13 protein-coding genes are annotated in these 15958 nt (G+C 70.3%); 10 read left to right on the top strand and 3 right to left on the bottom strand.

All coding sequences use genetic code 11. The features are described 5' to 3' along the window. Positions 1-11: 11 nt before the first annotated feature. Positions 12-590, bottom strand: coding sequence for an adenylosuccinate lyase (locus tag ACZ60B_RS36305; RefSeq protein WP_469394828.1), 579 nt, complete (start codon positions 588-590; stop codon positions 12-14). Positions 591-1008: 418 nt separating this feature from the next. Here ACZ60B_RS36305 and ACZ60B_RS36300 point away from each other — a divergent pair, with 418 nt between their 5' ends. The 9 genes from ACZ60B_RS36300 (at position 1009) to pssA (ending at position 11930) form a co-directional block, all read left to right on the top strand. Continuing rightward, on the top strand, positions 1009-2814 hold the full coding sequence (locus ACZ60B_RS36300; RefSeq protein WP_469394826.1) for a 3-hydroxyacyl-CoA dehydrogenase family protein: 1806 nt from the start codon (positions 1009-1011) through the stop codon (positions 2812-2814). A gap of 142 nt (positions 2815-2956) precedes the next feature. Beyond that, positions 2957-3790, top strand: coding sequence for a TetR family transcriptional regulator (locus ACZ60B_RS36295; RefSeq protein ID WP_469394824.1), 834 nt, complete (start codon positions 2957-2959; stop codon positions 3788-3790). Between the two features lie 412 nt (positions 3791-4202). Further along, complete coding sequence (ccrA, locus tag ACZ60B_RS36290) at positions 4203-5546, top strand: crotonyl-CoA carboxylase/reductase (protein WP_469394822.1); 1344 nt, start codon at positions 4203-4205, stop codon at positions 5544-5546. 9 nt (positions 5547-5555) lie between these two features. Continuing rightward, positions 5556-7583, top strand: coding sequence for a protein meaA (locus tag ACZ60B_RS36285; RefSeq protein ID WP_152889570.1), 2028 nt, complete (start codon positions 5556-5558; stop codon positions 7581-7583). After that, on the top strand, positions 7580-8545 hold the full coding sequence (locus ACZ60B_RS36280) for an HpcH/HpaI aldolase/citrate lyase family protein (RefSeq protein WP_469394820.1): 966 nt from the start codon (positions 7580-7582) through the stop codon (positions 8543-8545). The genes ACZ60B_RS36285 and ACZ60B_RS36280 overlap by 4 nt, the downstream gene beginning before the upstream one ends. A 5-nt stretch (positions 8546-8550) precedes the next feature. Beyond that, positions 8551-9063: a MaoC family dehydratase gene (locus ACZ60B_RS36275; protein WP_152889566.1), complete on the top strand. Its 513-nt coding sequence runs from the start codon at positions 8551-8553 to the stop codon at positions 9061-9063. A 2-nt stretch (positions 9064-9065) separates the two neighbouring features. Next, positions 9066-10271: an acyl-CoA dehydrogenase family protein gene (locus ACZ60B_RS36270; protein ID WP_469394818.1), complete on the top strand. Its 1206-nt coding sequence runs from the start codon at positions 9066-9068 to the stop codon at positions 10269-10271. Positions 10272-10441: 170 nt separating this feature from the next. Next, positions 10442-11089 carry a phosphatidylserine decarboxylase gene (locus tag ACZ60B_RS36265; RefSeq protein ID WP_152889562.1) on the top strand — a complete coding sequence of 216 codons (648 nt, stop codon included), beginning with the start codon at positions 10442-10444 and terminating at the stop codon, positions 11087-11089. A gap of 22 nt (positions 11090-11111) precedes the next feature. Continuing rightward, a complete protein-coding gene (pssA, locus tag ACZ60B_RS36260; RefSeq protein ID WP_162468798.1) occupies positions 11112-11930 on the top strand; it encodes a CDP-diacylglycerol--serine O-phosphatidyltransferase in 819 nt (272 codons plus the stop codon). Between the two features lie 144 nt (positions 11931-12074). Here the strand turns inward: pssA and ACZ60B_RS36255 are convergent, their stop codons facing one another. After that, entirely contained in the window at positions 12075-13193 is a 1119-nt protein-coding gene (locus ACZ60B_RS36255; protein ID WP_469394877.1) for a glycerate kinase, read from the bottom strand. A gap of 215 nt (positions 13194-13408) precedes the next feature. Between ACZ60B_RS36255 and ACZ60B_RS36250 the strand changes: the two genes are divergently transcribed. Then, entirely contained in the window at positions 13409-14485 is a 1077-nt protein-coding gene (locus tag ACZ60B_RS36250) for an ADP-ribosylglycohydrolase family protein (protein ID WP_469394816.1), read from the top strand. Between the two features lie 155 nt (positions 14486-14640). On the opposite strand, the gene ACZ60B_RS36245 is transcribed toward ACZ60B_RS36250, so the two are convergent. Next, the gene (locus ACZ60B_RS36245) at positions 14641-15642 is read right to left on the bottom strand and encodes a hypothetical protein (protein WP_469394814.1); all 1002 of its coding nucleotides are present in this window, start codon (positions 15640-15642) and stop codon (positions 14641-14643) included. Between the last annotated feature and the right edge of the window lie 316 nt (positions 15643-15958).

Genomic DNA, 15958 nt, shown 5'->3' with positions numbered 1-15958 from the left:
GGCCGGAGGTCTCACCCCCCGCGCGGGAGCCGCGCCAGCGCGCGCACCGCCGACTCCGCCAGCACCGGGTGGGCGAGGGCCTCGTCGAGCACGGGCCGGGCGCGGGTGTCGCCCAAGGTCCCGAGTCCCTCCACGCAGGCGAGGGCCACCCGGCGGTACGGGTCGTGCGGGGAGCGCAGCCGACGGCGCAGCACGGTGATCAGCGCGGGTACGGACTCGGGGGCGTCCAGTTCGACGAGCAGCCGGACCGGGTGCAGGGCGTAGGCCACGCGCAGTTCGTTGGTGGCGAGGGCGGCCGCCGCGCGGGCGGTCCGGGGGTCGCCGAGCCGGGCCAGCGCGTACGCGGCCGAGACACAGCGCTCGGGGTCGCGGTGGTTGAGCAGCAGGACGAGCGTCTCGAAGGCGCGCCGGTCGCCGGCCAACCCCAGCCGGAACGCGGCCAGTTCCCTGGCCCACAGGGGTTGCCCGGGGGCGGTGAGCACCTCCGCCAGTGCGTCGTGGTCCCTGGTCGCCGCCAGCCGTTCGCAGTCGGCCGGTCCGCCCGACTCCCGCCGTAAGCGCTCCGTGAGCGATCGCAACTCTTCGTCCATGAGGTCGAGCCTAGGGCCGGTCCCGGGGGCCGCGCCGCCCCCTGCGTGGGCAGGTCACAAAATCGGGGGCTGGCGCGCTCGTTACTCACGGGTTAAGCTCAGACGAGCGAGTCACCCACTCGCGTTTCTCCTCGTACCGGCCTGGTGACGCAGCCGGTTCGAGTGTGGTCGGTTCGGTGCCTCGTGTACCGCTGTACGACCCGGCTCCGGGACAGGGCCGGTCGATTCCCGCCGTTCGCTGCACGGGCGTGTGCGCGCCCTCCCCGCTCCCGGTTCCGTCCGGGCGGAGACCCGCGGCGTCGGCACCGGGCGTGTGCGCATGCAGCCCGCCAACACCCGCACTTCTCGCACCCGGTGCGCCTCTCGTGGCGCACCCGGGCGCGCTCCCAGTCGTCACCCTCTCTCCAGGAGTCCCGCGATGGCCACTCCCCTGTCCGACACCTCCCTGTCCCCCCTGAAGACCATTGCCGTCGTCGGCCTCGGCACCATGGGCACCGGCATCGCCGAAGTCCTGGCCAAGGCCGGCCGTGAGGTCGTCGGTATCGACGTCAGCGAGTCGCAGGCCGCGCTGGCCGTCGCGGCCCTGGAGTCCTCCACCGCCCGTGCCGTGCAGCGCGGCCGGCTGACCGAGCAGGAGCGCGCGGACGTCCTCGCCCGGGTCCGCACCTCCGGTGACCTGCGAGCCGCCGCCGACGCCGACCTGGTCATCGAGGTGGTTCCGGAGTCGTACGAGATCAAGCACCAGGTGCTGCGCGAGCTGGACGGCATCGTGCGCCCGGAGACGATCCTCGCCACCGGCACCAACGCGCTGTCGGTGACCCGGCTGGCCGCCGACTCGGCCCGCCCCGAGCGCGTGCTCGGCCTGCACTTCTTCAACCCGGCCCCGGCGATGAAGCTGGTCGAGGTCGTCTCCTCGGTGCTGACCGCGCCCCAGGCGGTCGCCGCCGTCACGGACCTGGCGATCGATCTCGGCAAGGAGCCCGTCGCGGTCGGCGACCGGCCCGGGTTCCTCGCGGACGGGCTGCTGTTCGGCTACCTCAACCAGGCGGCCGCGATGTACGAGGCGAAGTACGCCTCCCGCGAGGACATCGACGCGGCGATGCGGCTGGGCTGCGGACTGCCCATGGGCCCGCTGGCCCTGCTCGACCTGATCGGCGTCGACACCGCGCGCACGGTCCTGGACGCCATGTACGCCGAGTCCCGCGACCGGCTGCACGCCCCCGCCCCGATCCTCAAGCAGCTCAGCGAGGCCGGCCTGACCGGCCGCAAGTCGGGCCGCGGCTTCTACACCTACGACGCCCCCGGCAGCGCCACGGTCGTGCGGGACGCGCTGACGCCGCTGGAGGGTGCCGAGCTCACGCCCGGCCGCCAGGTGCGCTCCGTCGGCGTGGCCGGTTCCGGGACGATGGCCTCCGGTATCGCCGAGGTCTTCGCCAAGGCCGGTTACGCGGTCGTGCTGGCCGCCCGCAGCGAGGAGAAGGCGCAGGCGGCCAGGGCCCGGATCGGCAAGTCGCTCGCACGCTCCGTCGACAAGGGCCGGATGAGCGCCGAGGCCGCCGCGGAGACCCTGGACCTGATCACCGCGGCGGGCTCCTACGACGCCTTCGCGGACGTCGACCTGGCCGTCGAGGCCGTCGCCGAGGACCTGGAGGTCAAGCGGCAGCTGTTCGCGACGCTGGACAAGGTCTGCAAGCCGGGCGCGGTGCTGGCCACCACCACGTCCTCGCTGCCGGTCGTCGCGTGCGCGCGGGCGACCACGCGTCCGCAGGACGTGATCGGCATGCACTTCTTCAACCCGGCCCCGGCGATGAAGCTGGTCGAGGTCGTCCGTACGGTGCTGACCTCGGACGACGTCCACGCGACGGTCCGCGAGGTCTGCGTCCGGATCAAGAAGCACGCCGTCGACTGCGGCGACCGGGCCGGCTTCATCGTGAACGCGCTGCTCTTCCCGTACCTCAACAACGCGATCAAGATGGTGCAGGAGCACTACGCGACCCTGGACGACATCGACGCGGCGATGAAGCTGGGCGGCGGCTACCCGATGGGGCCCTTCGAGCTCCTGGACGTCGTCGGCCTGGACGTCTCGCTGGCCATCGAGAAGGTCCTGCACCGCGAGTTCCGCGACCCCGGCCTGGCCCCGGCACCCCTCCTGGAGCACCTGGTGGCCGCGGGCTGCCTCGGCCGCAAGACGGGCCGGGGATTCCGCGAATATGCCCGCCGCTGAGCGTCCCGGCGACTGGTTCCGGTCGGGCACGGACTGGGGCGGACTGCTCGATCCGGGTGGATTCGGGCGGTCCGGCCGGCCCGATCCTCCCCCGCCCCTCCAGGGCGGGGGAAACCCCGGACCTGCGCACCGAGCTGCGCACATGCAGTACGTTCGGGGCATGCCCCAGCCCGCCAAGTCCTCACGTACCCCAGCCGCGCCAGAAGCACCGGAGAGCGCCGCGGGCAGCCGCGCGGCCGCGCAGCGGCTGAAAATGCGCCGCGAGCTGGCGGCCGCCGCGATGGAGCTGTTCGCGACCAAGGGCTACGAGGCGACCACGGTCGACGAGATCGCGGCCGCGGCCGGGGTCGCCCGCCGCACCTTCTTCCGGCACTTCCGCTCCAAGGAAGAGGCGATCTTCCCGGATCACGACGACACCCTGGTGCGTGCCGAGGCGGTGCTGAACGCGGCGCCTCCGCACGAGCACCCGCTGGACACCGTGTGCCGGGGCATCAAGGAGGTCATGCGGATGTACGCGGCCCGGCCGGAGATCTCGGTCGCCCGCTACACGCTGACCCGTGAGGTGCCCACCCTGCGGGAGGCGGAGATCGCCTCGGTGGCCCGCTACGAGCGGCTGTTCACCCGCTATCTCCTGGGCCATTTCGACGAGCACGCGCACGACGACGACGCCAACGACGACCCGCTGCTCGCCGAGGTCGCCGCGTCCGCGGTGGTCACCGCCCACAACCACGTCCTGCGGCGCTGGCTGCGGGCCGGCGGCCAGGGCGACGTCGAGGCCCAGCTCGACCACGCCTTCGCCATCGTGCGCAAGACGTTCGGTTCGGGGATCGGCGCGGGCCGCGGGACGGCCCCCAAGCCCGCCGCGGCCCCGGCGGCGGTCTCCCACCAGGGCGAGGTCCTGGTGACGGTCGCGCGGACCGACGCCCCGCTGGACGAGGTCATGCGGACCATCGAGGAGGCGCTCAGGGAGCGCTGACCACCCGACCGACCCCTGTGACGACGGCCACCCTTCCGGGTGGCCGTTTTGGCATGTCAGGGCATCTTTTCGAACAGATTTCAGCACCCGTTCGATCGATCATCGCTCATTTGTTACGTAAAGATTTCATCTGAGATGAAGTTCTGGCACCCCGTGCCTTGCACGGTGACACGGAGTGCCATACGTTGAAGTGGTCCGGGCGGCCGGCGTGCAGAGACCATTCGCACGTCGGCTGTCCCCGCAACCACCTGGTCGCGCGCCCGGACGCCTGCGTCACAGGCAACCTCCCGCGCCACAAAGCGCTGCCGAAGCTCCACCCCCGCCGAACCGACGGCACTCCTCACACCCTCAGCAGCACCGCCGCAACCCTCAGCGCCCCTCCCTCAGGGCGCTCACCGCCGGAGGCAACACCGTGACCGTTAAGGACATCCTGGACGCGATCCAGTCGTCGGAATCGACGTCGGCCGACTTCGCCGCTCTCGAGCTGCCCGAGTCGTACCGCGCGATGACCGTGCACAAGGACGAGACGGAGATGTTCGCGGGCATGCAGACCCGCGAGAAGGACCCGCGCAAGTCGCTGCACCTCGACGAGGTGCCGCTGCCGGAGCTGGGCCCGGGCGAGGCCCTGGTGGCCGTGATGGCCTCCTCCGTCAACTACAACTCCGTGTGGACCTCGATCTTCGAGCCGCTGTCGACGTTCGGGTTCCTGGAGCGCTACGGCAAGCTCTCCGAGCTCACCAAGCGCCACGACCTGCCGTACCACATCATCGGCTCCGACCTCGCGGGCGTCGTCCTGCGCACCGGCCCCGGCGTCAACGCCTGGAAGCCGGGCGACGAGGTCGTCGCGCACTGCCTGTCGGTCGAGCTGGAGTCCTCGGACGGCCACAACGACACGATGCTCGACCCCGAGCAGCGCATCTGGGGCTTCGAGACCAACTTCGGCGGCCTCGCCGAGATCGCGCTCGTCAAGTCCAACCAGCTGATGCCCAAGCCCGGCCACCTCAGCTGGGAGGAGGCCGCCGCCCCGGGCCTGGTGAACTCCACCGCCTACCGGCAGCTGGTCTCCCGCAACGGCGCCGGCATGAAGCAGGGCGACAACGTCCTCATCTGGGGCGCGAGCGGCGGCCTCGGCTCGTACGCGACGCAGTTCGCGCTGGCCGGCGGCGCCAACCCGATCTGTGTCGTCTCCAGCCCGGAGAAGGCCGACATCTGCCGGTCGATGGGCGCCGAGAACGTCATCGACCGCAACGCCGAGGGCTACCGGTTCTGGAAGGACGAGCAGACCCAGGACCCGAAGGAGTGGAAGCGCTTCGGCAAGCGCATCCGCGAGCTCACCGGCGGCGAGGACATCGACATCGTCTTCGAGCACCCCGGCCGCGAGACCTTCGGCGCGTCCGTGTTCGTCACCCGCAAGGGCGGCACCATCACCACCTGCGCCTCGACCTCGGGCTACATGCACGAGTACGACAACCGGTACCTGTGGATGTCCCTGAAGCGCATCATCGGCTCCCACTTCGCCAACTACCGCGAGGCGTGGGAGGCCAACCGCCTGATCGCCAAGGGCAAGATCCACCCGACGCTGTCCAAGGTCTACTCCCTGGAGGACACCGGGCAGGCCGCCTACGACGTGCACCGCAACCTCCACCAGGGCAAGGTCGGCGTGCTCTGCCTGGCGCCCGAGGAAGGCCTCGGCGTGCGCGACGAGGAACTGCGCGCCCAGCACGTCGACGCCATCAACCGCTTCCGGAACATCTGAGGTCCACCCATGAGCGAGCGTCAGAAGGACCGGCCGTGGTTGATGCGGACCTACGCCGGTCACTCCACGGCCGAGGCGTCCAACGAGCTGTACCGGCGCAACCTCGCCAAGGGCCAGACCGGCCTGTCGGTGGCGTTCGACCTGCCGACGCAGACCGGCTACGACTCCGACCACATCCTCGCCCGCGGCGAGGTCGGCCGGGTCGGCGTGCCCGTCGCGCACCTCGGTGACATGCGCCGGCTGTTCCAGGACATCCCCCTGGAGCAGATGAACACCTCGATGACGATCAACGCCACCGCCATGTGGCTGCTGGCGCTCTATCAGGTCGTCGCCGAGGAGCAGGGCGCGGACGTCACCAAGCTCCAGGGGACGACGCAGAACGACATCGTCAAGGAGTACCTGTCGCGGGGCACCCATGTGTTCCCGCCGGGGCCGTCGCTGCGGCTGACGACGGACATGATCTGCTACACGGTCAACCACATCCCCAAGTGGAACCCGATCAACATCTGCAGCTACCACCTGCAGGAGGCGGGGGCCACACCGGTCCAGGAGATCGCGTACGCGATGTCCACCGCGATCGCCGTGCTGGACGCGGTGTTCGCGTCCGGCCAGATCCCGGAGGACCGCAAGGGCGATGTCGTCGCCCGCATCTCCTTCTTCGTGAACGCGGGCGTCCGCTTCGTCGAGGAGATGTGCAAGATGCGGGCGTTCGGCCGCATCTGGGACCAGATCACCCGCGACCGGTACGGCATCGCGGACGCCAAGCAGCGCCGCTTCCGCTACGGCGTCCAGGTCAACTCCCTCGGCCTGACCGAGGCGCAGCCGGAGAACAACGTCCAGCGGATCGTGCTGGAGATGCTGGCCGTGACGCTCTCCAAGGACGCCCGCGCGCGTGCCGTGCAGCTGCCGGCCTGGAACGAGGCGCTGGGCCTGCCCCGGCCCTGGGACCAGCAGTGGTCGCTGCGCATCCAGCAGGTGCTGGCGCACGAGAGCGACCTGCTGGAGTACGAGGACATCTTCGCGGGCTCGCACGTGATCGAGGCGAAGGTCGCCCAGCTCGTCGAGGACTCCCTCGCCGAGATCGACCGGATCCAGGAGATGGGCGGCGCGATGGCCGCCGTCGAGTCCGGCTACCTCAAGTCGCAGCTCGTCTCCTCGCACGCCGAGCGCCGGGCCCGGATCGAGTCCGGCCAGGAGAAGATCGTCGGCGTCAACATCTTCGAGACGACCGAGCCCAACCCGCTGACCGCCGACCTGGACACGGCGATCCAGACGGTGGACCCGGCGGTCGAGGCACGGGTCGTCGAGTCGCTCGGGCAGTGGCGCGACACCCGCTACCAGCCGCCGTTCAACCACCCCCGGCCCTGCAAGGCGCTGGAGCGCCTCAAGGAGGCCGCCAAGGGCACCGGCAACCTCATGGAGGCCACCCTGGAGTGCGCCCGGGCCGGGGTCACCACCGGCGAGTGGGCGGGCGCGCTGCGGGAGGTGTTCGGGGAGTTCCGTGCTCCGACCGGCGTCTCCTCGGCGCCGGTGGCCGTCCCCGCCGAGGCGGGCTCGCCGATGGCGGAGGTCCGCCGCAAGGTGGACGCCACCGCCCGGGAGCTGGGCAGCGGAAAGCTCCGCTTCCTGGTCGGCAAGCCGGGCCTGGACGGGCACTCCAACGGTGCCGAGCAGATCGCCGTGCGGGCCCGCGACGCCGGGTTCGAGGTGGTCTACCAGGGCATCCGGCTGACCCCCGAGCAGATCGTGGACGCCGCCCTCGCCGAGGACGTGCACGCGGTCGGCCTGTCCATCCTCTCCGGCTCGCACGCCCAGCTCGTCCCCGACGTGCTGGAGCGGCTGCGCGAGGCCGGCGCGGCGGACATCCCGGTGATCGCGGGCGGGATCATCCCGAACGCCGACGCCGAGCAGCTCAGGGCCGCCGGAGTGGCCGCGGTCTTCACCCCGAAGGACTTCGACATCACCGGGATCATCGGCCGTATCGTCGACGAGATCCGGAAAGCGAACAAGCTCGACCCCCTGGAGGTCCCCGCATGACCACGCCCGTCAACCGTCTGCGTCCGCGACGCTCCTGCCTCGCGGTCCCGGGGAGCAACCCGCGCTTCCTGGAGAAGGCGCAGGGCCTGCCGGCCGACCAGGTCTTCCTGGACCTGGAGGACGCGTGCGCGCCGCTCGCCAAGCCCGAGGCGCGGCACACCATCGTCAAGTTCCTCAACGAGGGCGACTGGACCGGCAAGACGCGGGTCGTGCGCGTCAACGACTGGACGACCGAGTGGACGTACCGCGACGTCGTCACGGTCGTCGAGGGCGCGGGCCAGAACCTCGACTGCATCATGCTGCCGAAGGTCCAGACGGCCCAGCAGGTGGTGGCGCTCGACCTGCTGCTGACGCAGATCGAGAAGACCATGGGCTTCGAGGTCGGCAAGATCGGCATCGAGGCGCAGATCGAGAACGCCCAGGGCCTGAACAACGTCAACGAGATCGCCACCGCGTCCCAGCGCGTGGAGACGATCATCTTCGGCCCGGCCGACTTCATGGCGTCGATCAACATGAAGTCGCTGGTCGTGGGTGAGCAGCCGCCCGGCTACCCGGCGGACGCCTACCACTACATCCTGATGAAGATCCTGATGGCCGCCCGCGCCAACAACCTCCAGGCGATCGACGGCCCCTACCTCCAGATCCGCAACGTCGAGGGCTACCGCGAGGTCGCCCGGCGCGCCGCCGCGCTCGGCTTCGACGGCAAGTGGGTGCTGCACCCGGGCCAGGTCGAGGCGTCGAACGAGATCTTCTCGCCGTCGCAGGAGGACTTCGACCACGCCGAGCTGATCCTGGACGCGTACGACTACTGCACGTCCGAGGCGGGCGGCAAGAAGGGCTCGGCGATGCTCGGCGACGAGATGATCGACGAGGCCAGCCGCAAGATGGCCCTGGTCATCTCCGGCAAGGGCCGCGCCGCCGGCATGCAGCGCACCACCAAGTTCGAGATCCCGGAGGCCTGAGCGCGATGCAGTTCGGACGGACCTACGAGGAGTTCGAGGTCGGGGCGACGTACAAGCACTGGCCCGGAAAGACGGTCACGGAGTACGACGACCACCTGTTCTGTCTCCTCACCATGAACCACCACCCGCTCCACATGGACACCAACTATGCGGAGAACACGACGGACTTCGGCAAGAACGTCGTCGTGGGCAACTACATCTACTCGCTGCTGCTCGGCATGTCCGTCCCGGACGTCTCGGGCAAGGCGATCGCCAACCTGGAGATCGAGTCGCTGAAGCACGTGGCGCCGACCTTCCACGGCGACACGATCTACGGCGAGACCACGGTCCTCGACAAGACGCCCTCCCGGTCCAAGTCGGACCGCGGGATCGTCCACGTGGAGACCAAGGGCTACAAGCAGGACGGCACGCTCGTGTGCGTGTTCCGCCGCAAGGTGATGGTGCCGACCGAGACGTACATCAAGGAGCGCGGCGGCGAGCAGCCCGGGCGCCCGGAGCTCAAGCAGCAGGAGAAGTAGAGATGGCGCGACTCGCCCAGACCGCCGGTCTGAACGACATCCAGCAGGAGATCCTCTCCACCGTCCGCGACTTCGTGGACAAGGAGATCATCCCGGTCGCCACCGAGCTGGAGCACCGCGACGAGTACCCGCAGCAGATCGTCGACGGCCTGAAGGAGCTCGGCCTCTTCGGGCTGATGATCCCCGAGGAGTACGGGGGTCTCGGCGAGTCGCTCCTGACGTACGCCCTGTGCGTCGAGGAGATCGCCCGCGGCTGGATGTCGGTCTCCGGCATCATCAACACGCACTTCATCGTCGCCTACATGCTCAAGCAGCACGGCACGCAGGAGCAGAAGGACCACTTCCTGCCGCGCATGGCGGCCGGCGACATCCGCGGCGCCTTCTCGATGTCGGAGCCGGCCCTCGGCTCGGACGTCTCGGCGATCTCGTCGAAGGCGGTCAAGGACGGCGACGAGTACGTCCTGAACGGCCAGAAGATGTGGCTGACCAACGGCGGCACGTCGTCCCTCGTGGCCGTCCTGGTGCGAAGTGACGAAGGACACCCCGAGGGCACGGCCCCCCACAAGTCGATGACGACGTTCCTGGTGGAGAAGGAGCCCGGATTCGGCGAGGTCCGTCCCGGTCTGACCATCCCCGGGAAGATCGACAAGATGGGGTACAAGGGGGTCGACACCACCGAGCTGATCATGGATGACCTGCGGATTTCCGCGGATCGGGTGCTCGGCGGGGTCACCGGGCGCGGTTTTTACCAAATGATGGACGGTGTGGAGGTCGGCCGCGTCAACGTGGCGGCGCGTGGCTGTGGCGTCGCCCAGCGTGCCTTCGAGCTCGGTGTCCAGTACGCCCAGCAACGTCACACTTTCGGCAAGGTGATCGCCCAGCACCAGGCGATCCAGTTCAAGCTCGCCGAGATGGCTACCAAGGTCGAGGCCGCCCATGCCATGATGGTGAACGCAGCACGCAAAAAGGACTCCGGGGAGCGAAACGACCTCGAAGCAGGGATGGCGAAGTACCTCGCCTCCGAGTACTGCAAGGAGGTCGTCGAGGACGCCTTCCGGATCCACGGCGGCTACGGCTTCTCCAAGGAGTACGAGATCGAGCGCCTCTACCGCGAGGCCCCGATGCTGCTGATCGGCGAAGGTACCGCCGAGATCCAGAAAATGATCATCGGTCGCAGATTGCTCGAAGAGTACCGAATCCAGGGCTGATTGTCCGGCTACGGGGTGTTTTCTTAGAGAAGAAGATCACACCCCGTCAACGGTCTCCAGCCGTCGACTAAGGTTCCCGACTTACCCAGTTGCGGCTCTTAGCCGCTACGATCGCCGGAAAGCCGCCGTCCCCTGATATAGCGCGGCATCATCCGCTACGAAGGTCATCCATGCCCCACAGCCAGTCCTCTGCACCTCGCGGCCGGGTCCGCCTCGCGCGCGGAGCATCGCCGTGGCTTCTCCCGACCGTCGCCACCGCCGCCCTCAGCCTGGCCCGCGCGCGCCGTTCCGGTGCCGCAAAGGCCGTCGCCGTGCCCGCGACCGCGCTCGCCGCGGGCATGCTGTGGTTCTTCCGTGACCCGGAGCGCGAGATCACGCAGGGCCGGGTCATCTCGCCCGCCGACGGTGTGGTGCAGAGCATCATGCCGTGGAAGGACGGCCGGACCCGCGTCGCGATCTTCATGAGCCCGCTCAACGTCCACGTGAACCGTGCGCCGCTGGCCGGGACCGTGACGTCGGTCGAGCACATCCCCGGTGGGTTCGTTCCGGCGTTCAACAAGGAGAGCGAGAACAACGAGCGCGTGGTCTGGCATTTCGACACCGAACTCGGTGACATCGAGATGATCCAGATCGCCGGCGCCGTCGCCCGCCGCATCGTGCCCTACATCCCGCAGGGCACGAAGGTCGAGCAGGGTGACCGGATCGGCCTGATCCGCTTCGGCTCGCGTGTCGACATCTACCTGCCCGAGGGCGTGGAGGTCGCGGTCGAGGTCGGTCAGAAGACCGTGGCTGGGGTGACTCGCATTGACCGTGATTGATCCGGAGACCCAGGCAGGCTGGGTGCCCGAGGCCGACGAGGTGGACGACGAGGAGGAGATGCCTCTTTCTCTCCGCCTGTCGATAGCGGACACGCTCACGCTCGGCAACGCCACGTGCGGCTTCATGGCGGTGTACTTCACCACCACCGGCATCCTGATCCCGCACCTCACCGGCAGCCAGGAATCCGGCATGGCCCGCCACAGCGCGGCCACCGCCGTCATCCTGATGCTGTGCGCGGCGGTCTTCGACCTCTTCGACGGCCTGGTGGCGAGGAAGCTTCGCTCCTCCCCGATGGGCGCGGAGCTGGACAACCTCTCCGACCTGATCAGCTTCGGCCTGGCGCCGGCCTACTTCGTCCTCGTCTACGGCATGGTCGCGGACGACGCGTACCAGCGCGTGGCGGCGGTGGGCGCGATCGTGGTGCTGCTGGCGGTCGTCCTGCGGCTCGCCAGGTTCTCCTGCGTGACGGTCAAGAACGGCATGTTCCAGGGCATGCCGAGCCCGTTCGGCGCGCTGACGGTCGTCTCGATCGTCCTGCTGGAGCTCCCCTTCGTGGCCACGCTGCTGGCGATCCTGGGCACCGCCTGGCTGATGGTCAGCCGCGTCGAGTACCCGAAGCCGCGCGGCCGGCTCGCCGGGGCGGTGCTCGTCTGGATCGTGCTCAGCATGGGACTGCTGGCGGCCTGGGCCTTCGACGCCCCCGGCGGCCAGATGCTGCTCCAGACGGGCTGTGCGCTCCAGCTGGTCATGGGCGCGGTCATCCCGCTGTTCGCCACGGCCCGCCGGGTGAACAACTTCCGCGACAACCGGCGCGAGGCGCGGGCGGCGCAGCTGCCGTAGTGCTCCGCCGGGTTCGGCCGGACGAGAGAGGGGCCCCGGGTTCTGCGACCCGGGGCCCCTCTCTCCGTGTTCCCGGCGCCCCTTCAGGGGCGCGGGGAACTGCGCGAATGAGCCCCCCCTGGCCGCAGACGACCACCGGGGGTATCAGGTCAGGAAGTCGGTGGCGATCCGGGCTGCCAGGCGTTCCAGGATCGGGCCCGCCTCGGAGATGCAGGTGGCGATGTCGGGCTCGATCTCCGTGAGGGGGTAGGCGCGCCGGATGCCGGCCCGGCCGAGCGCCTCGGGCGGCAGCGCGAGCCGGCCGCACACGGCGACGACCTCCTTGCCCGCCGCGCGGGCGGCCGCCGCGACACCGGCCGGCGCCTTGCCGTGCAGGGTCTGCTCGTCCAGCGAACCCTCACCGGTGATCACCAGGTCGGCCCGCTCCAGCGCGGGCGCGAAGCCGAGGACGTCGAGCATCACCTCGATGCCGGGCCGGAACCGCGCGCCGAGCAGCAGCGCGCCGTAGCCGACACCGCCCGCCGCGCCCGCCCCGGGCGCCACCGCGTGCTCGGCGGCACGCGCGCCGACCGCCGCCTCCAGCACCTTCGCGTAATGGGCCAGCGCGGCGTCGAGCGCCTCCACGTCGTCCGGCGAGGCGCCCTTCTGCGGACCGTAGACCGCGGGCGCGCCCTTCGGGCCGGTGAGCGGGTTGTCGACGTCGCTGGCGAGCACCAGTTCCACCGAGTCCAGCCGCGGGTCCAGACCCGACAGGTCCGCCCGCGCCAGGCCGTCGAACCCGCCGCCGCCGGGCGGCACCGGCTCGCCCTCCTCGTCCAGGAAGCGCGCGCCGAGCGCGGACAGCATCCCGGCGCCCCCGTCGGTGGTGGCGCTCCCGCCGACCCCGAACACGATCGTCCGCGCTCCCGCGTCCAGCGCGCCGCGCAGCAGTTCCCCGGAGCCGTACGTCGACGCCGTGAGCGGGGCGAAGACGCCCGCGGGCAGTCGTTGCAGCCCGCTCGCCTCCGCCATCTCCACGACCGCGGTGTCGCCGCGCAGCGCGAACGTGGCGGTCACCTCCTGTCCGAGGGGGCCCGCGACCCGGATCTCCCGCCGCTCGAACCCGGCGGCGACCGCCGCGTCCACGGTGCCGTCACCGCCGTCGGCCACGGGCAGTGCCTCGACCGGGAGGTCCGGCACGACCCGGCGCAGCCCGGCCGTCACCCGCTCGGCGACCTCCACGGCCGTCAGCGACCCCTTGAACTTGTCCGCGGCGACAAGCACCCGCCGGATGCCGTCCACGCTTGCGTCCGCCACGTCGAACTCCCCTTGCTCTCCGGGCCCGTGCACGTCGGGGCCAGTCGCGCCGTTGCGACCTTAACCGCAGCGCGCGCCCGCCGTCATGCCCCGCCCGAACCCTGGGAATCTCCTGGCGATCCGCTGTGCCGGGCGCCGGGCACGGCCGAGCGGTCGTCCCGGGAATCGGGTAGACCGAAGCCATGACCTCTGTGGGCAACGGGCCGCGGCTCGCCGACCGCGTCCTCGGCGGCTGGCTGGGCCGGATCGCGGGCAACATGCTCGGCAAGCCGGTGGAGCAGGGCGACCTGTGGACGCGGGACCGTATCGACGGCTATCTGCGGCGGGCCGACGCCCTGCCGCTCACCGACTACCTCCCCGAGCCGGCGAGCGAGGACGACGCGGCGCGGCTGCGCCCCGAGTGGCGCAGCTGTGTCCGCGGCCGCATCGACGGGAGCTGCCGCGACGACGACGTCGACTACGCGATCCTCGGCCTCGACCTGCTGGAGACCCATGGCTTCGGCTTCAGCACCGAGCAGGTCGGCGACCTGTGGCTGCTGCGGCTGCCGTACCGTCAGACGTTCACCGCCGAGCGGGCCGCCTACCGCAACCTCGCGAACGGCCTCAAGCCGCCGCTGACGGCGACGTACGACAACCCGTACCAGGAGTGGATCGGTGCGCTGATCCGTGCCGACATCTACGGCTGGACCTGCCCGGGCGCCCCGCAGCGCGCGGCCGCGCTGGCACGCCGGGACGCGGTGCTGTCGCACACCGGCAACGGGGTGTACGGGGCGATGTGGGCGGCGGCCCTGGTCGCGGCGGCGTTCACGGCCCCCGGCGTGCGGCACGCGGTGGACACCGCGCTGACGGTGATCCCGGCGAGCAGCCGCCTCGCGCGGACCGTGCGCCGGGTGACCTCGCTGCACGAGACCCGGCTGGGCTGGGAGGACACCCTCGCCACGCTGGCCGAGGAGACCGCGGGCCTGGGCTGGATCCACACCGTCCCGAACGCCGCCGTCCTGACCGCCGGGCTGCTGTACGGGGAGGGCGACTTCACCCGGACCATCGCGCTGACCGTGCGCGGCGGCCTGGACACCGACTCCAACGGCGCGACGGCGGGCTCGGTGGCCGGTGTGCTGACCGGCGCGGACGCCATCCCCGCCCGCTGGAAGGACCCGCTGCGCGACACGGTCCGCAGCGCGGTCTTCGGCTTCGACGGCACCAGCATCACCGACCTCGCGGCCCGCACCCTACGCCTGACCGAAGCACCCCCACCCTGACCGAGCCCTCGTCACCACCCTCAGCGGTGCCGGTCACCAGGGCAGCGGCCGCAGGACGAGGAGGTTGTACGTCATGGCGGTCAGGTCCCGTACGGGGTCTGTGAACGCCGCTGGACGACGCGGGTCGAGCCACGTCCACAGACCCAGCCCCTCACCTACGCCGCGTCCTCGGAGAAGGCGTCCGCGTCCTCGGAGAAGGCGTCCTGGTCCATCATCGCGGCGCCGAACCCGCCCAGGAGCTCGTCGAGGTCCAGCTCGGTGGCGCCGGCCGGGGCCGTGGGCGTCCGGCCCTCGCTCATCCGCACCACCAGGCCCAGCTTCTTCACCTTCGCGTTCTCGGCCAGCTCGGCGAGGTCGACGGAGATCTCGGTCAGCTCACCGTTCTTGAGCGTGAAGTCAGCCGTGACCTTGGCGTTCGGGGCGTCCTCGAGATCCTTGTCCGTGGGCAGTTCCATGCCCGCCGGCAAGCTCTTCGCGAGCGGACGGATCTCGCCGAGGAGCTTCGTGATCAGCGTACGGAACGGAGCGGTGGCGGTGATGTGCTCGGAGCCGTCCTTGCCGTCGACCGTCTTGAAGTCGACCTCGCGGGCGATGGTCCCGCGCAGTGCCTCCAGCAGTCGCTGCTGCGTCTTGGCGTCGAGGGTGGGCTGCGGCGCGGGCTTCGCACCCGGCACCGCTCCCATCTCGGCGGTGCTCTTCTGGATCTCCTTGGTGTTGATCTTCACCCACTCGCCCTGGAGCATCTTCTTGAGCCCGTTCGCCTCCGGGGGCAGGTCCTTCGCCGACGGTGCGGGGAAGCCCATCGCCTTGCCGACGGCGTTCACGTCGGAGCGGATGTAGGTGTAGTCGCCGACGACCCGGTACTCGGTGAGGTCGCCGTCCTTGTTGCTGAGCTTCAGTGCCATGCCGACGTAGTCCTTCTCCCCGGACTCCTCGATCGGCTTCCTCGACTGCACGGTGACACTGGCCTTCACGCCGCTGAACAGTTCGGCGACGTCGTCGGACATCCCCTCCCCGGCCACCGGGTCCGACGTGGCGTCCAACGCCTTCAGGCTCGCGGCGTCGGTGTCGAGATCGAACTCGAAGGAGATCGCCTTCTCCTTGCCGAGCTTCTCGAAGGCGTCGTCGAGCTTCTGCCCGGCGGTGAGCTGCTCCACGGTGCCGCAGGCGGCCGAACCTGCCAGAACGGCACCGACGACTGCGGCGGCGGTCAGGGTCTTGCGTATGGCGATGATGATGGTCTCCTCGTCAGCGCGATCATGACGTGATCGCGCTGACGAGGACTCATGACACCGCGAAATGGTTGTACCTCGCACAGGGGCCGCCACGGCAGCTTCCCCTCCACGTGGCGGCGAAATCGCATGACGTGGATCATCACGCAGCGTTCACAGACCCTTGCCGCCATGTGACCTGCGGGTGATGCCGCCAGTTGTGCCCGGATTGGCGGTCAGGGACGCAGGTGGGCCAGCAGTT

This window comes from Streptomyces sp. NPDC104096, assembly GCF_055584385.1.
Note: the sequence above shows the minus strand (reverse complement) of the source record. Positions and strands in the feature narration are given on the sequence as shown.

Coding starts and splice junctions, on each gene's coding strand:
- ACZ60B_RS36270 (WP_469394818.1), top strand. CDS start 9,066: ATGGCGCGACTCGCCCAGACCGCCGGTCTGAACGACATCCAGCAGGAG.
- ACZ60B_RS36285 (WP_152889570.1), top strand. CDS start 5,556: ATGAGCGAGCGTCAGAAGGACCGGCCGTGGTTGATGCGGACCTACGCC.
- ACZ60B_RS36280 (WP_469394820.1), top strand. CDS start 7,580: ATGACCACGCCCGTCAACCGTCTGCGTCCGCGACGCTCCTGCCTCGCG.
- ACZ60B_RS36265 (WP_152889562.1), top strand. CDS start 10,442: ATGCCCCACAGCCAGTCCTCTGCACCTCGCGGCCGGGTCCGCCTCGCG.
- ACZ60B_RS36275 (WP_152889566.1), top strand. CDS start 8,551: ATGCAGTTCGGACGGACCTACGAGGAGTTCGAGGTCGGGGCGACGTAC.
- ACZ60B_RS36250 (WP_469394816.1), top strand. CDS start 13,409: ATGACCTCTGTGGGCAACGGGCCGCGGCTCGCCGACCGCGTCCTCGGC.
- ACZ60B_RS36295 (WP_469394824.1), top strand. CDS start 2,957: ATGCAGTACGTTCGGGGCATGCCCCAGCCCGCCAAGTCCTCACGTACC.
- ACZ60B_RS36305 (WP_469394828.1), bottom strand. CDS start 590: ATGGACGAAGAGTTGCGATCGCTCACGGAGCGCTTACGGCGGGAGTCG.
- ACZ60B_RS36300 (WP_469394826.1), top strand. CDS start 1,009: ATGGCCACTCCCCTGTCCGACACCTCCCTGTCCCCCCTGAAGACCATT.